A 16,624-nucleotide genomic window follows, 5' to 3' on the forward strand; every position below is an offset into this window, starting at 1 on the left:
ACTCTGACCCCACTTTTTGTTTTATTACTGTGCCAGCATCGGCAATCGCAGGCACGTGGCCATCAGCGCCGGATCAGGGTCGACCGCATGCGGCAGCACGCCCCAGCATGGCGCCGGCAAGCGTTCGCGCAGCATTCGCAGGTTGTCTGCAACCCGCTCCATGTCAGGATCCACATGCGATGCGACCCATCCGGCCAGATGTGCGCCATCGTTGGCAATAGCGCGCGCGCTCAGTAGTGCGTGGTTGAGGCAACCCAGCCGCAGCCCGACCACCAGCAGCACCGGCATCCGCAGTGCATGCACGAAGTCGGCCTGCATCAGCGTCTCCGACAATGGCGCGGCCCAGCCGCCCACGCCCTCCACCACCAGTGCATCGGCCTGGGTAGCGAGCCGGGCATGCGCATCCAGCAAGCCTTGCAGCGAGACCTCGATGCCGGCGTCACTCGCGGCCAGTTCCGGCGCCAACGGCAACGGCAACGCATACGGATTGAGATCGGCGTAATCCGGCCGCGGGTCGCTGGCGGCAAGCAGGGCCAGCGCATCGGCATTGCGCCATTGAACATCGACGTATTCGCAGCCGCTGGCCACCGGCTTCATGCCGATCGCGCGCAGGCCGTGATCGCGCAAGGCATGCAACAAGGCACTGCTGGCAAGCGTCTTGCCGATGCCGGTGTCGGTGCCGGTGACGTAGACCGAGAACATCTGGATGACCTCCATTTGCCGGACTTCCACATGAAGCCGCTACACAAACGGGCATCTTACGATCCGCTGCTAAACTCGACTAATGAGCTTCTCAACAATTGCACTCACCGGCAGCGTGCCGGAACGCTATGCCCAGTTGCTGGAACAGACGCGCGCCCTGCTGCATGGGGAGCGCGACCGGATCGCCAATGCGGCCAACCTCTCGGCGCTGGTCTACCACGCGTTGCCCGACCTCAACTGGGTCGGCTTTTATTTCTTCGACGGCACCGAACTCGTGGTCGGTCCGTTCCAGGGCATGCCAGCATGCGTGCGCATTCCGCTCGCCAAAGGCGTGTGCGGTGCCGCGGCAACGACCCGCACGACACAGCGGGTCGAGGACGTCGATGCCTTCCCCGGGCATATCGCCTGCGATTCGGCCTCGAAGTCCGAACTCGTCGTGCCGCTGGTAGGCGCCGATGGCGAACTGATCGGCGTGTTCGACATCGACAGTCCGCTTCGTTCGCGTTTTTCCGTTGAAGACCAGGAAGGCCTGGAAAACATCGCCAAGGCCTACCTGGAGTCGTTGTAGTGGCGGCAAGCACGCAAAAAATGCGCAATATCGGCCCGAAGTCCGCTGCCTGGCTACGCCAAGTCGGGCTGCGCACGCTGGATGACATCAGCCACATCGGCGTCGTCGAAGCCTTCATGAAGGTGCGCCGCGCCGGCTTCAAGCCCAGCCTCAATCTGCTGTATGCGCTGGAAGGCGCGGTGCTCGACTGCCACTGGCAGGAAGTGCCGGATGCGCGCCGCACCGAGCTTGTCAGTGCCGCCGAGGCGGCAATTGCCCTCTTGCCGCCGCCGCGTGGGCGGCCTGCGGCAGGACCTGTCACCACCACGATTATTGATGACAGCTCGATGGCAGATATGGCGTTTCTCGATAACGGCAAGGAAATGGGGTCAGAGTGAAGTTTCCTGAGCAGCAATACTGAGAAAACGTTTCACACGGGCAGGAAATTCACTCTGACCCCATTTCCCCGGCTACACTGCCCGCGCTTCAAGGTGATCCGGCGGCTATCGCCAACGGATTGAAACGGGAAGCCGGTGACCCCTTGCACAACATGTGCAGGAACATCCCGGCGCTGCCCCCGCAACGGTAAGCGAGACAAGTCTGGCATCGGCCACTGTGCAACGCATCGTCATGGTGCGGCATGGGAAGGCGCCAGGCGGGAACGACCTGCCTTCATCGGCTCAACGTTCCGCCCGCGAGCCCGGAGACCGGCCTTGGAGTGACTGGTTGCGATGCGGCGGGCATCGGGCGACGTCGTGCATGCGCGCGTCGCATGGCCGTCGTTCGTTTTCCCGCTTCCACCGCAACTGCCCCTCCACTCATGGGCGCGCGGGCGAGCGCGCCGGAGAACTTCAATGCAGTCGCGCAACACCTTCCGCCTTACCGCTCTTTCCATTGCACTCGCACTATCCCTGCCGTCACTCGCGCATGCGCAAAGCAGCGACAAGGCGACTGGCAATGCCACCGACCTCGACAATATCGTCGTCACCGCCACCCGCACCGCGGTGACCGTCGACGCGTCCTTGGCCGCGATGGAGGTCATCGACCGCGTCGAGATCGAACACAGCAGCGCACGTTCGCTGCCGGAACTGCTGCGTGGCCGCGACGGCATCACGATCATCAACCAGGGTGGACTGGGCAAGCTCAGCACCTTGTTCATGCGTGGCACCGAATCCGACCACACCCTGTTCCTGGTCGATGGCGTGCGCATGGGGTCGCCGACCTCCGGCTTGACGTCGCTGCAGGACATCCCGCTGGAACAGATCGAGCGCATTGAAATCGTGCGCGGACCGCGCTCCTCGCTGTATGGCGCCGATGCGATCGGTGGCGTGATCCAGATCTTTACCCGCCGTGGCACGGGACGCGAAGGCATGCACGGCCGCGGCCGTATCGGCGCCGGCAGTCATGGATTGCGTGAAGCTTCGGCCGGGCTGGACGTGCGCAGCACGCGTGGCGGTGTCGGCGTGGATCTGGCGCATCAATCCACCGACGGCATCAACGCCTGTCGCGGCACGTATGACCCGCTGACCTGGGCCGGCGCCGGCTGCTTCATCGTGCCCGGCACGCACCTGGACCGCGACGGCTACCGCAACAACAGCGCCACCGTCCGCGCGGATTTCGCGCCCAGCGACGCGTGGCAGTTCGATGCGCGCGGCTTCCGCGCGACCGGCCACAATAACTACGATGGCGACTACGTCGACAACTCCGACATCGTGCAGCAGGTGGTGGGCGGCAGCGTGCGATGGGCGCCGTCTGCGGCGACCCAACTCAAGCTGACATTGGGCCGCAATAGCGACATCTCCGACAACTACCTCGGCAGCAGTTTTGCCAATCGCTACGACACCACCCGCGACAGTGCCAGCCTGCAGGGTGATTTCACGATGGCCGCCGGACATGTGCTGACGGCAGGCTTTGACTGGTTGCGCGATCGCGCCGACGTCGTTGATCCATGGTCACCGTTCGCTGCCGAACGCGGCAACCGCGCAGTGTTCGCGCAATACCAGGCCAAGTTCGACGCGCAAGACCTGCAACTGAGCCTGCGCCGCGACGACAACGACCAGTTCGGCGGCCACGGCACCGGCGGCATCGCCTGGGGCATGGGTTTCGGCGATGGCTGGCAGTTGACCGCAAGCCATGCGACTGCGTTCAAGGCGCCCAGCTTCAACGAGTTGTACTACCCGGGTTTCAGCAATCCACTGCTGCGCCCGGAATCCTCGCGTAGCAGCGAACTCGGCCTGAGCCAACGCGGCGACGCCTGGCACTTGCAACTCAATGCGTACCAGACGACGGTCAACGACCTGATCGCCTTTGACGCATCACTTGGCGTGCCTAACAATATCGACAGCGCGCGCATTCGTGGTGTGGAGCTCATCGGCGATATGCGCCTTGACGAATGGGACGTGCACGGGCAAGTCGGCACATTGGATGCACGCAATCTCAGCGCCGGCTTCAACCACGGCAAGCGCCTGGCACGCCGGCCGTCCAGCAGTGCGCGACTCGACCTGGATCGCGAGTTTGGTGCGTGGGGCTTCGGCATCAGCGGCATTGCCGAAGCCGCGCGTTGGGACGATGTCGGCAACAGCCTGCGCGTGGCCGGCTACGGCACGCTGGATGCACGCGTGTCATGGCGCTTCGCGGATGCGTGGACGTTGCAGGCCAACCTGGTCAATGCGTTTGACCGGAATTACGAAACAAGTGCGTTTTATATGCAACCCGGCCGCGAAGTTTCACTGAGCCTTCGCTGGCAGCCGAAGTAACACGGAGTTTGTCGTCGCAAGGAAGCGAAAGCCCGGCATGGATGCCGGGCTTTTTTATGCATGTACGTTCTTTGCAGGCTGGCACCACACCTTCAAGCGAGCTTGCGCACCAGGCCAAGTGGCAGGACCCGCATTAGCAGTCCTATCGGCGCCCACGGCCACCACGGCACATAGGCCTTGACCGGCTCGCGTTCGATCGCTTTTGCCAGCAAACGGCAACCGACATCGTTGTCGATCATGAAGGGCGTGTGCTTCACCTTCTCGTTGATCTCAGAGCGGATGTAGCCGGGGAAGATCGTGCTGACCTTGATCTTTGATCCCCACAGGTCGGAGCGGATGCCTTCGCTGAGCGCCGCAAGGCCTGCTTTCGTCGCGGCATACACGGTGATCGCGCGCGGCATCCCGCGCATCGCGCTCATCGAGGAAATCGTCACCAGGTGGCCATTGCCCTGCTTGCGGAAAATCTCCAGCGCCGCTTCGCATTGCGCCAGCGCGGCGACGAAATTGGTCTGCGCGGTCGCCACGTTGACATGGAAATATCCAGTGCCAAGTGATGCACCCTTGCCCATGCCGGCATTGACGATGACCCGGTCCAGCGTGCCGAGCTCGGCGGCGAATTCGCGGAACACCTCGAACACCTGCGCGTGGTCATTCACGTCCAGAGCGCGCAGCGACACGGTGATGCCGGGATACGCGGCCAGCAGTTCGGCCTTGAGTTCCTCAAGCCGATCCGTTCGGCGCGCGCACAGCGCGAGGTTACGTCCGCGTGCGGCGAACTCACGCGCCATGCCGGCGCCAAGACCCGAGCTGGCACCAGTGATCAATATATTTTGACGGATCATGCGGTGGCGGCCTCGTGTTGGCGGGCGTGTTGCAAAATAAGGCGCCGGCAGCGCCAATGCAGGTAATGGACGAACAACCAGAAATGGCGAAACGCCGGGTTGTTGGTCTGCTTGTGGTGATAGCGGTAATAGATCTGCTGCGCGATGGCTGAAATCCGGAACAGGCCCTGCACTTCGTAGAAGGTCCAGTTGCCGGGCGCGATTCCCATCTGCGCGCAGTAGTAATCAACCGCTTCGCGCCGGGTCAGCATGCCAGGAAGATCAGTGGGCTGGCGACGCAACTTGCGCATGATCGAATCGTCATCAGCCTGCACCCAGTAGGCAATCGTGTTGCCAAGGTCCATCAACGGATCCCCAATAGTCGCCAGCTCCCAATCCAGCACGCCGATGACGCGGGTCGGGTCCTGCGCATCCAGCACCAGATTGTCGAAGCGGAAATCGTTGTGGACCACGCAGCTGCGACCATCGGCAGGGATATTCGCGCGCAACCACGCAGCAATACCCCTACTGCGCGGCACGTTCCAGGTCCGGGCTTTTTCATAGCGAACAATCCAGCCTTCGACCTGGCGCTGCGCATAGCCCGCACCCTTGCCGAGTTGCGCCAGCCCTGCCGCGTCAACATCGATGCGATGCAATGCGACCAGGGTGTCGAGCATGTTGGTGCACAGCGTGCGCACTTGTTCTGGCGTCAACTCCAAACCGCGCGGAAGATGCTTGCGCAGGATGATTCCCTCCAGCCGCTGCATCACGTAAAACTCGGCGCCAATCACTGATTCGTCGTCGCAATGAACCAGCATTGCCGGCACCAGCGGGAACACCGGCTGCAGCGCCTGCTGGATGCGGAACTCGCGGCCCATGTCGTGCGCCGACCTGGCCTTGGTCCCGGCCGGCGGACGCCGCAGGATCAAGTCATGCGTGTCGTATTGCAGTCGATACGTCCAGTTGGATGCGCCGCCTGCGTATTGGGTGACCTTGGGTATGCCGACAAGACCTGGCACGTGTTGCTTGAGCCATGGATCCAGCCGTGCAAGGTCCAGTGCTTCGCCATCACGCACGTCGCCCGCCGTGTCGGTGACCACGGCCATCAGGACGAGGCCTTGCGCTGCATGCGCACTTGCACGCGTGCCAGTTGCCGCCGCATCAGCTTGAGGTAGATCGCGTACGGAAGCATGCGCTTCAGCCACCAGGCGCGCTTCGCTTCGGGATGGGTGAGGATGTGGGTATCGCCGCGCTGCACGCCTTCGAATACCTGGCGTGCGATGACTTCGGGACCAATTCGCGCACGCTCGACCAGCCGCTTGGTCATCGCTTCAAGTTTCGGATCGCTGGCGCGCATGTTTTGCGCCAATGCGGTGCGGAAGAAGGCCGGGCACACCACGCTGACCCCGATGCCGTCGACCTCCAGTTCCAGTTGCAAGGTTTCCGACAGTGCCACCACGGCCGCCTTGGTCGCGTTGTAGGCGGACGCGTGCGGCATGTGCACCAGTCCGGCCATCGAAGCGATATTGACCAGTTGCCCGCCGCCCTGCACGCGCAACATCGGGGTGAATACCCGGCAGCCACGGACGACCCCGAGCAGGTTGATGTCGACGATCCATTGCCAGTCATCCGCGCTGGCAATGTCGATGCCGCCCATCTGCGCTACGCCGGCATTGTTGATCACCACGTCCACGCCGCCCCAATGCCGGTGCAACCAGTCCGCGGCGCCCTGCAGGTCGGTTTCGACAGTGACGTTGCATGCGATTGCTTCGGACTCGGGCGACGCTGCCTGCAACTGCGCCACGGTGTCGGCGCAACGTTCGCGGTCCAGATCGCCGATCAGCACACGCCAGCCCTGCCCGGCGTAGTGCAAGGCCAGCGCCTGGCCCAGGCCAGAAGCACCCCCGGTGATGAAAACGCGCTTGCCTGCGGTCATGCCGCTGCCCCTGCAATCCGCTTGCGATGCTTGCCGATCTCGATTCGCGCGATCAGGCTGCGATGCACCGCGTCCGGCCCGTCGGCGATCCGCAGCGCACGGGCAATCGCGAACAGCGAGGTCAGCGGCACGTCGTGCGACACGCCGGCGCCACCGAACAACTGGATCGCCTCGTCGACCACGTGTTGCAACACGTTGGGCGCGACCACCTTGATCGCGGATATTTCCGACATTGCCGCAGCTACTCCGTGGGCATCGATCTTCCACGCCGCATGCAACGTCAGCAGGCGAGCCTGGTCGATGGCGATGCGTGCATCGGCAATCCGCTCATGATTTCCGCCAAGCTCGAGCAACGGCTTGCCGAATGCGACGCGCGAAAGGCCACGTTCGATCATCAGTTCCAGCGCACGTTCGGCCGCGCCGATCGCGCGCATGCAATGGTGGATACGACCCGGTCCAAGCCGACCCTGGGCAATCGCGAAACCTGCGCCGAGTTCCTTGACCAGGTTCGCGCGCGGCACCCGCACTTTCTCGAACATCACCTCGCCATGACCACTCGGCGCGTCGAGCTCGCCAAAGCACGGCAGCATGCGTTCAATGCGCACGCCCGGCGTATCCAGCGGCACCAGCACCATGCTGTGGCGTGCGTGGCGGTCGTTTTCGGGATTGGACAGACCCATGAAGATCGCGAACTTGGCATTCGGATGACCGAGGCCGGTGCTCCACCACTTGCGGCCGTCGAGCACCAGCTCATCACCATCCTCGCGGATCGTCGCCTGCATGTTGGTGGCATCGCTCGAAGCCACCTCGGGCTCGGTCATGCAGAACACCGAGCGGATCTCACCCGCCAGCAAAGGTGCCAGCCAGCGCAGCTTCTGCTCATCGTTGCCGAAGTGGTAAAGCACTTCCATGTTGCCCGTATCCGGCGCGCTGCAATTGAATACCTCCGGCGCGATCAGGCTGCGGCCCATCGCTTCCGCAAGTGGCGCGTATTCCAGCGTCGTCAGCCCAGCGCCGAGTTCAGCGTCGGGCAGGAACAGGTTCCACAGGCCTTCGGCGCGCGCCTTGGCTTTCAGTTCTTCCATCTGCGCCGGCACCTGCCAACGCGTCCAGTCGGCACCCGGGTTAAGCGCGCGCGCATCACGCAGGTAATCGGCTTCGACAGGCTCGATGTGTTCGCGCATGAAGTGGCGCAGGCGCTGCAGGGTTTCCTGCGAACGGGGTGAAGGCTGGAAATTCATGCTGTCGCTTCCACACAGGGAAGTTGCCAGCTTAGGCTGTGGGCACCAGAGCAATCAATGCATGGCACCGCTTCGGCCATGCAACCACCGATAAGTACCGACGACAGCGGTCATACATTAGGATCGTTCCCACGTCATTTGCCATCATGGAGTCTCGCATATGCGCACTACTGCATTCCGCGCCTGCGATCTCTGCGAGGCGATCTGCGGACTTGAGTTCGGGTTCGAGGACGATGCGCTGGTGGCGATTCGCGGTGATGCCGCCGATCCCTTCAGCCAAGGGCATATATGCCCGAAGGGCAACGCGATCATCGATCTGGAAGCTGATCCCGACCGCTTGCGCGTGCCCATGCTGCGAGAGGGTTCACGCTGGCGCGCCATCGGCTGGGATGAGGCATTCGCCATTGCCGGTTCGCACTTGGCTGCGATCCAGCAGGCGCATGGCCCGGCGTCGGTCGCCGCCTACCTTGGCAACCCCAATGTGCATCACTTCGGGCACATCGCGTATTTGCCGTCCCTGCTGCGCATGCTGCGCACGCCGAACATCTTCAGCGCCTCGTCGGTCGACCAGTGGCCACATCAATTCACCTGCGCGCAAATGTACGGACACCAGTTCCTGTTGCCGATCCCCGACATCGATCACACCGACTACTTCCTGATGCTCGGCGCCAACCCGATGGCCTCGAACGGAAGCCTGATGACCGCGCCTGGATTTCCGCGCCGGCTCAAGGCACTGATGGCTCGCGGCAAGCTGGTCGTGGTGGATCCTCGACACACGGAAACCGCGGCAGTTTCCAGCCAGCACATCGCGATCCGTCCGGGTGGTGATGCGCTGTTCCTGATCGAACTGTTGAAAGCGCTGTTGGAAATCGGACCGCCACGGTTGGACGGATATGCAGGTCGCGTGGCCGGATTGGATCGCGTGCTTTCGGAAATAGCGGGCATCGACACGACCTCGCTTGAGGCCGAAACCGGTGTCGCGCCGGCCATCGTGGTGCAGGTCGCCGCTGAATTCCATGCAGCGCCGCGTGCAGTGGCTTATGGACGCATGGGCGTGTCGGTGCAGCCCTGGGGAACGTTATGCCAGTACCTCTTGCAGTTGGTGAACCTGGTCACCGGCAACCTGGATCGCGTAGGCGGCTCACTTCCGAACGAACCCGCAATCCCGATCACCGGTCCGGGAACCAACCCGGGCACGCGCGGACGCTGGCACAGCCGCGTGCGGGGTCTGCCGGAATTCGCTGGCGAGCTTCCCGTCGCGTGCATGATCGAGGAGATCGCCACGCCCGGTCTTGGCCAGGTGCGTGCGCTGCTTACCTGCGCTGGCAACCCGGTCCTGTCCACGCCAGATGGACGTGCGCTGGACAACGCCCTAGAAGGGCTCGAATTCATGGTCGCCATCGACATTTACATCAACGAGACCACGCGCCACGCAGACTTGATCCTGCCGCCGGCATCACCGCTGACGCAGGATCACTACGACTCGATCTTCAACGCCTTCGCGGTACGACGTGTCGCGCGGCTCAACCGAGCCCTGCATGATCGACCCGAAGGCGAGCGCGCCGATTGGGAAATCATCAACGGCATCGGCGCCGCGTATTCGGCGTGTGCCGACAAGCAATGGCGTCCGCTGCCGTCACCGCGAGAGCTCATCGACACCGGACTGGCGCGAGGCGACAGTGGGCTGGATATGCAAGCGCTCGACGCTGCTCCGCACGGTATTGACCTCGGTCCCCTGCGACCGTCATTGCTTGCGCGGCTGCAGACCGCGAGCGGATGCATCGAATGCGCGCCCGCGCCGCTGATGGATGAGTTGACGCGCTTCGCCGCGCGCGATGTCAGCGATGCCGCCAGTGGTGGCCTGCGCCTGATCGGCCGGCGGCATGTCCGCAGCAACAACTCGTGGATGCACAACGCACCACGTCTGGCCAAGGGCAAGCCGCGCCACCAGTTGCTGATGCATCCCGACGACATGGCCGCGCGCGGTCTGTGCGATGGCGCTCGCGTGTCGGTGCGTTCGCGTGTCGGCGAAATCCACACCGATGTCCAGGCAGATTGCGGGCTCATGCCGGGCGTTGCCTGCCTGCCGCACGGATTCGGGCATGGACGCCCAGATATCCAGCTGTCGCGCGCGTCGACGTTATCTGGTGAAAGCTACAACGACCTGACGGATCCACTTGCGGTCGAAGGTGGCTGCGGCAATGCAGCACTCAATGCGTTGCCCATCGAGGTCGAAGCGCTGGTTTGAAGTGCGCGGCGACTTTTTGCTGCCGGTGCACAGCCATGATCCGACTGTCGGTTCAGCGAGTCTTCCTCGCCGCCATCATTCAACGGTGCAACGAATTCGTTCAGCCTTCCCTGACATCAATAATAATGCTGGCAATGTTGCTGCTTTGCGTCGAGTCGTAAACCCTGAAGGTGAATTTGTCTTCATTCATCGCATTGGAATGGTGCTGATAAACTAGGCTGGGTGAGCTGCCGGAAAGTTTACCCTGGGTCGGGCTATCAATAATTTCATAGTCAAACGACGCCCCGGATTGATTGGTGATATCCAGATTTATCGCCACCGAGGCCAAGCGCACCACGGTAATTCGCTGATGAATCGCAACCGGGATTTGCTTTACCGGGCGGTACATATCATTGCCGAGGGTTATGCTCCAATCTTTTGAGGTACGAAAGGGCGACGCTGGCAACATAGCGGAGTTGCTGAGGTTGCAGCCTTCCGGATTGGAGTTGAATGCATAGCGCACCGCGACCGGGTTGGTGATGCCAGCGGCACTTACAATAATGGTTTCGCCATCAATCACTGCATTTGCGGGGACATACTTAGCGCAGTTGGTATTGCTTGGGTCTGCCTCGGCAATTTCAAACCAACGCAATGCCTCTCCGTCGGTCGTTTTTAGTCCGCCTTCCGCATGATCAAAAAAAAGACGCAGCTTATCGCCTTCAATTTTAAAGTCGCGAAATAGCGGGCCTGAAAATAACTCGCGGCGCCTATAGACTTTCCCAAGGGCCGCAATGGCCAGGCGCTGGCCTACAGGGTGCTTGCGGCGTGGATGGATGTCATCGGCCTCGCCCACATCAATGGCGACGGCCATGGCGGTATTGGGGTGGCTCAAGCTTTTCAATTGGGCTTCCTGCAATTCTGCCCATGCACTCCAGGGGTCGGTATTGGTCCTGCCATAATTGGCCAGCTGCACATAGATGAAGGGAAAGCTGCCCTGGCCCCAACGTTCGCGCCAGTCTTCAATCAACGCGGCTTGCTGGGTCTGGTAGACGCCCGCGCCCCAATGGTTTTCCTCACCTTGATACCAAACTGCACCGCGCATGGTGTACGGAATGAGCGGTGCGATCATGCCATTGAACAGACTTGATGGCTGGTTATCGTTCCATTCTTCCTGAATATCGTAGGCGTGGATTGCATTGATTTCCTGGCTCGTCCATTCCTGGATTTTAGTGGCGCCCAGAGAGGCCCACATAATCCCAATCGGCACCTGCAGTTCTTGATATAGCTCGGTTGCAAAGTGGTAGGCAACTGCGGACCAATTCTTGGCGTGACCGGGTCGGCTGGGCAACCAATTGCAGGCAGGCAGGCTTGGCTCCACTTTGTCGGAGCGGGTGGTAGGCACTGAAAGAAAGCGAATGTTGGAATTGACTGCGTTAATAATGTGCTCGGTGGCGTCGGTAGAGACTACCAAGGTCCAGCCCATGTTGGATTGTCCCGAACAAAGCCACACCTCGCCCACCACGACATTGGCGAACGAGAGCTTCTGTGAGCCGGACGTTATCGTCAATGTCTGGCCTTGGGCAATGGCTTGCATAGGCCTGAGTTTCAACGACCAACTGCCGTCAGCAGCCACTGCGGTGGATTGTTTCTGACCGGCAAAAGCGATTTGAACGGAAGCTCCAGGATCGGCTTGGCCCCAGATAACGACCGGAATTTCTCGCTGCAACACCATGTTGTCGTTAAAGACAGATGCTGCAGTCAGTTGACGTTGATTGATGGCGCGTGATGTCCCTGATCTTAGAATTCTATTCCACTTGAGTCTCATTTTTTCCATGAATATAGGCTCTGCTTTTTGCTGAATATCTGAAAAAAATGAAAAATTACTAAAAACATTAAAAACATTGAAGACAGGGTTATCACTGTCAATATCATGAATAGTTATGGCTAGCGGCAAGTGGCCGCGGAGCCACCTATTCCACCGTCACCGACTTGGCGAGGTTGCGCGGCTTGTCGACGTCGGTGCCGCGTGCCAGCGCGGTGTGGTAAGCCAGCAACTGCACCGGGATGGTGTGCACGATGGGGCTGAGCACGCCGATATGGCGCGGGGTGCGGATCACGTGCACCTGCTTGGAGTCACCGAAGTGGCTGTCGGCGTCGGCAAACACGAACATCTCGCCTCCGCGCGCGCGCACTTCCTGGATATTGGACTTCACCTTTTCCAGCAGGCTGTCGTTCGGGGCAATCACCACGACCGGCATGTCCTCGTCGACTAGTGCCAGCGGACCATGCTTGAGCTCGCCGGCCGGATACGCCTCGGCGTGGATGTAGGAAATTTCCTTGAGCTTCAACGCGCCTTCCAGCGCGATCGGATAGTGCCTGCCGCGGCCGAGGAACAACGCATGCTGCTTCGGTGCGAATTTCTCGGCCCATAGCGCGACCTGCGGCTCCAGGTTCAGCGCGTGCTGCACACTGCCGGGCAAGTAGCGCAACTCATCCAGGTAGGCGGCTTCCTGGACTTCATCAATCGCGCCGCGCAACTTCGCCAGTACGCCAGTCAACGCGAACAGTGCCACCAATTGCGTGGTGAAGGCCTTGGTCGAGGCCACTCCGATCTCGGCGCCGGCACGGGTGAAGAAAACCAGTTTGCTGGCACGCGGAATCGCGCTTTCCGGCACGTTGCAGATTGAAAGCGTGCGCAGCTGACCCAATGACTTCGCGTATTTGAGCGCTTCCATCGTGTCGAGCGTTTCACCCGATTGCGAAATCGTCACGATCAGCTGGTTGGGATTGGCCACCACCTTGCGATAGCGGTACTCGCTGGCGATGTCGACCGCGCAGCGAATCCCGGCGATGTCTTCCAGCCAGTACTGCGCGGTCAGGCCGGCGTAGTAACTGGTACCGCAGGCGAGGATCTGCACCGAGTCGACATCGCGCAGCAAGGCCTCCGCATCCGCGCCAAACAGCGCCGGGTCGAATCCGCCAGCAGCGACGATACCTTCGAGGGTGTCACTGATCGCACGCGGTTGCTCGTGGATTTCCTTCTGCATGAAGTGTTGATATGGGCCCAGTTCCAGCGAGGCCAGCGACACGTCGGACAAGTGGATGTCGCGCTGCACTTCGGCGCCGTCCGCATCGAACACATGCACGGCCTCGCGGGTCAGCGACGCGGTGTCGCCTTCTTCCAGGAAGATGACCTTGCGCGTGGCGGACAAAATCGCCGAGACGTCCGAGGCAATGAAGTTCTCGCCCTCGCCCAAGCCGATCAGCAACGGACAACCCATGCGTGCGGCGACCATGGTCGATGGATCGCGTTTATCGATCACCGCCAGCGCATACGCGCCGTCCAGTTCCTTCACCGCCTGCTGTAGCGCGCTGATCAGATCGGCGCCCTGTGCACGGTAATAGTGGATCAGGTGGGCAACTACTTCGGTGTCGGTCTGAGATTCAAACTCGTAGCCGAGCGCCTCCAGGCGCTCGCGCTGCGCCTCGTGATTTTCGATGATGCCGTTGTGCACCAACGCGAGGTCGCCATGGCTGATATGTGGGTGTGCGTTGTGCTCGGTGACGCCGCCATGGGTGGCCCAACGCGTATGACCGATGCCCAGCGATGCGGTGAAGTGCTCAGCCTGTGCCGCGGATTCCATTGCAGCCACGCGCCCGGTGCGGCGTACTCGGCGCACCATGTCGCCATCCACCACGGCAATGCCGGCGGAGTCGTAGCCGCGGTATTCCAGGCGCTTGAGTCCTTCGATCAATAACGGGACCACGTCACGGCCTGCGATCGCACCGACGATTCCGCACATGCGCTTTGATTCCTGCTGGGGTCGGCACAGTGTAAGCGAGTGCGTCCTTCGGCGAGCGTCCGCACGGACGCCGCGAGTGTCCGGGCGGACACTTTTTATCTTTGATATTTACTTTTAAATCAGATAGTTAGGACTTGGCACGGAGATTGCATTAACACATGCATGACCCACACATCCGCCCGACTCGCATGAACAACCGCTCCCGCATCGCCGATACCTCCGGCCAGGACCAGAGGCTCTCGCAGGCCGCGCAAACTGGCTGGCGCCACAAGCGCTGGTTGCCCATCGCTGCCGTCGCAATCGCGGTGCTCGCACTGGCTGGATGGGTGATCTCCGGCTGGGCCGGCGGCGGTCGCTCGTTCGATGCCTCGCGCCTGCGCATCGCCGAGGTCAAGCGTGGCGACCTGGTCCGCGACCTCAGTGCCGATGGCCGGGTGATCGCCGCCAACAGTCCGACCTTGTACGCAATCGCCGGTGGCACCGTGGCATTGAAAGTCGTGGCAGGCGATGTCGTGAAGAAAGACCAGCCGCTGGCGGTGATCGACAGCCCCGAACTGCGCAGCCGGCTCGCCCAGGAGCAGTCGGCCCTGGCCAGCCTGCAGGCCGGGGCGGGCCGCTCGGTGCTGGATGCGCAACTGGTGCAATCGGCCGCGCGCAAGGCGCTGGACCAGGCGCAGGTCGAACAAACTGCCGCCAAGCGCGACCTCGACCGTTACCAGCGCGCGTTCGCGGGCGGTGCAGTGGCCCAGGTCGATGTGGCCAAGGCCCAGGACGACGTGCAGAAAACCGAGATTGGCGTCGCCCACGCACGTTCCGATCTCGGCCTGCAGGGCCGCGGCGCCAGCCTGGACACGCGCAACAAGCAACTGCTGGCCGATCGCCAGCGCGCCGTGGTCGATGAATTGCAGCGGCAGGTTGATGCACTCACGCTGCGCGCACCGTTCGATGGTCAAGTCGGCCAGGTGCAGATCGCGCAAGGCACCAATGTGGTGGCCAATGCACCGATCCTTGGCGTGGTTGACCTGAGCCTGTTCGAAGTCGAGATCAAGGTCCCGGAAAGTTTTGCCCGCGACCTGGCGATTGGGATGCCGGCGCAGATCACCAGCAACGGCAAGGCATTCCCGGCCAAGGTTTCGGCGGTGTCGCCGGAAGTCGTCAACGGCGAAGTCAATGCGCGCCTGCGCTTTGATGCCGGCCAGCAGCCGCCGGCGTTGCGGCAGAACCAGCGCCTGTCCGCACGCATCGTGCTGGACACGCGTCGCGACGTATTGATGGTCGAACGTGGCCCGTTCCTGGAGCAGGACGGCGGGCGCTTCGCCTACGTGGTCGACGGCAGCAGCGCCGTGCGCCGTCCAATACAGGCTGGTGCCAGCAGCCTCAACGCAGTGGAAATCATTTCGGGGTTGCAGCCCGGGCAACGCATCGTCGTTTCCGGCAGCGACCAATTCGACAACGCGGAACGCATCCGCATCTCCGGACTTTGAAAAGAGACAACTGACCATGGACAACACGATGAAGACTCGTTCCGCAACGACACACGCCTTGAATACACATGCCGCCGTCATGCCGCTGCAGACCCATTGGGACTCACGGCAGCTGGCCGACGCAGTGCCGCTGCGGCTGTCGCAGCTGCTCGACTTCAGTGCCGACACGCTGCGCGCATGCGACCGCGCAAGCGCCAACGCAGCCGCCATGCACGGCATCCGCAGGAGCACGACCTTCCTGCCGGCTCCTGCACTGACGCTGTTTCGCACCCGCTAACCAGACCCCACTACAAAGGAACCCTCCCATGTTGGACATGCGCCAGGTCACCAAGGTCTACCGTACCGAACTCGTCGAGACACACGCGCTGCGCTCGCTCGACCTGCAGGTCAAGGAAGGCGAATTCGTCGCCGTCACTGGCCCGTCTGGTTCCGGCAAGACCACCTTCCTCAACATCGCCGGCCTGCTGGAGGGTTTCACCGGCGGCGAATACTTGCTCGATGGGGTGAACGTCCAAGGCTTGTCAGACGATGCGCGCAGCAAGCTGCGCAACCAGAAAATCGGCTTCATTTTTCAGGGATTCAACCTGATCCCCGACCTCAATATCTTCGACAATGTCGATGTGCCGTTGCGCTACCGCGGGATGTCGGCCAGTGAACGCAAATTGCGGATCGAGGATTCACTGGGACTGGTCGGCCTGAGTTCGCGCATGAAGCACTTCCCCGCCGAACTCTCCGGCGGCCAGCAGCAACGCGCCGCGATCGCGCGCGCACTGGCCGGCAGTCCGCGCTTGCTGCTGGCGGACGAACCCACCGGCAATTTGGATTCGCAAATGGCGCGCAGCGTGCTGGAGCTGCTGGAAGACATCAACCAGCAGGGAACCACCATTGTGATGGTGACCCACGACCCGGAATTGGCCGCACGCGCGCAACGCAACGTGCACATCGTTGATGGCATGGCGACCGATCTGTCGGTCGAACCCAGCCTGTCCCGCGTCGCGGAAGCCTCGCACCACAGTGAAGCAACGGCCTCGTAGAGGCGGGTCTTGACCCGCCTTCGCCAGGATGCATGAAGAAAACAGATCAAAATCATAGCGGGTCAAGACCCGC

The 16,624-nt window shown here is 62.0% G+C and carries 14 protein-coding genes and 1 riboswitch; of the genes, 7 read left to right on the forward strand and 7 right to left on the reverse strand.

Annotated features, from left to right (window positions below; genetic code table 11):
• Positions 1–24: 24 nt before the first annotated feature.
• Entirely contained in the window at positions 25–708 is a 684-nt protein-coding gene (gene bioD / locus PSV05_RS05540) for a dethiobiotin synthase (protein WP_300063148.1), read from the reverse strand.
• A 76-nt stretch (positions 709–784) separates the two neighbouring features.
• Here bioD and PSV05_RS05545 point away from each other — a divergent pair, with 76 nt between their 5' ends.
• From PSV05_RS05545 to PSV05_RS05555, 3 genes are all read left to right on the forward strand, one after another.
• Complete coding sequence (locus PSV05_RS05545; RefSeq protein WP_300062702.1) at positions 785–1,270, forward strand: GAF domain-containing protein; 486 nt, start codon at positions 785–787, stop codon at positions 1,268–1,270.
• 20 nt (positions 1,271–1,290) lie between these two features.
• Positions 1,291–1,647, forward strand: a complete 357-nt coding sequence (locus tag PSV05_RS05550) for a TfoX/Sxy family protein (RefSeq protein ID WP_300062704.1) — start codon at positions 1,291–1,293, stop codon at positions 1,645–1,647.
• A 74-nt stretch (positions 1,648–1,721) separates the two neighbouring features.
• Positions 1,722–1,980: riboswitch (cobalamin riboswitch) on the forward strand.
• Positions 1,981–2,103: 123 nt separating this feature from the next.
• Positions 2,104–4,005, forward strand: coding sequence for a TonB-dependent receptor (locus PSV05_RS05555; RefSeq protein ID WP_300062707.1), 1,902 nt, complete (start codon positions 2,104–2,106; stop codon positions 4,003–4,005).
• 92 nt (positions 4,006–4,097) lie between these two features.
• Here PSV05_RS05555 and PSV05_RS05560 read toward each other — a convergent pair whose 3' ends face one another.
• Genes PSV05_RS05560 through PSV05_RS05575 form a run of 4 tightly spaced genes read right to left on the reverse strand, consistent with a single transcriptional unit; the run spans position 4,098 to position 8,003 of the window.
• Entirely contained in the window at positions 4,098–4,847 is a 750-nt protein-coding gene (locus PSV05_RS05560) for an SDR family oxidoreductase (RefSeq protein WP_300062710.1), read from the reverse strand.
• Entirely contained in the window at positions 4,844–5,932 is a 1,089-nt protein-coding gene (locus tag PSV05_RS05565; protein WP_300062714.1) for a phosphotransferase family protein, read from the reverse strand. The genes PSV05_RS05560 and PSV05_RS05565 overlap by 4 nt, the downstream gene beginning before the upstream one ends.
• Entirely contained in the window at positions 5,932–6,762 is an 831-nt protein-coding gene (locus PSV05_RS05570; protein ID WP_300062717.1) for an SDR family oxidoreductase, read from the reverse strand. The genes PSV05_RS05565 and PSV05_RS05570 overlap by 1 nt, the downstream gene beginning before the upstream one ends.
• Positions 6,759–8,003, reverse strand: coding sequence for an acyl-CoA dehydrogenase family protein (locus PSV05_RS05575; RefSeq protein WP_300062720.1), 1,245 nt, complete (start codon positions 8,001–8,003; stop codon positions 6,759–6,761). The genes PSV05_RS05570 and PSV05_RS05575 overlap by 4 nt, the downstream gene beginning before the upstream one ends.
• Before the next feature lie 160 nt (positions 8,004–8,163).
• On the opposite strand from PSV05_RS05575, the gene PSV05_RS05580 reads away from it, so the two are divergent.
• Positions 8,164–10,251 (forward strand): molybdopterin-dependent oxidoreductase, encoded by a 2,088-nt coding sequence (locus tag PSV05_RS05580; RefSeq protein WP_300062723.1) that lies wholly within the window; start codon positions 8,164–8,166, stop codon positions 10,249–10,251.
• A gap of 100 nt (positions 10,252–10,351) precedes the next feature.
• On the opposite strand, the gene PSV05_RS05585 is transcribed toward PSV05_RS05580, so the two are convergent.
• The gene (locus PSV05_RS05585; RefSeq protein WP_300062726.1) at positions 10,352–12,184 is read right to left on the reverse strand and encodes a sialate O-acetylesterase; all 1,833 of its coding nucleotides are present in this window, start codon (positions 12,182–12,184) and stop codon (positions 10,352–10,354) included.
• Positions 12,185–12,200: 16 nt separating this feature from the next.
• Entirely contained in the window at positions 12,201–14,033 is a 1,833-nt protein-coding gene (gene glmS / locus PSV05_RS05590; protein ID WP_300062729.1) for a glutamine--fructose-6-phosphate transaminase (isomerizing), read from the reverse strand.
• Between the two features lie 188 nt (positions 14,034–14,221).
• On the opposite strand from glmS, the gene PSV05_RS05595 reads away from it, so the two are divergent.
• The 3 genes from PSV05_RS05595 to PSV05_RS05605 are packed head-to-tail and all read left to right on the forward strand — an operon-like array spanning position 14,222 to position 16,551.
• Positions 14,222–15,517, forward strand: coding sequence for an efflux RND transporter periplasmic adaptor subunit (locus PSV05_RS05595; protein ID WP_300062732.1), 1,296 nt, complete (start codon positions 14,222–14,224; stop codon positions 15,515–15,517).
• 28 nt (positions 15,518–15,545) lie between these two features.
• Positions 15,546–15,794 carry a hypothetical protein gene (locus PSV05_RS05600; protein ID WP_300062736.1) on the forward strand — a complete coding sequence of 83 codons (249 nt, stop codon included), beginning with the start codon at positions 15,546–15,548 and terminating at the stop codon, positions 15,792–15,794.
• 28 nt (positions 15,795–15,822) lie between these two features.
• Positions 15,823–16,551, forward strand: a complete 729-nt coding sequence (locus PSV05_RS05605) for an ABC transporter ATP-binding protein (protein WP_300062739.1) — start codon at positions 15,823–15,825, stop codon at positions 16,549–16,551.
• Positions 16,552–16,624: the final 73 nt, after the last annotated feature.

This window comes from Thermomonas sp., assembly GCF_029945965.1.
Taxonomy (GTDB): domain Bacteria; phylum Pseudomonadota; class Gammaproteobacteria; order Xanthomonadales; family Xanthomonadaceae; genus Thermomonas.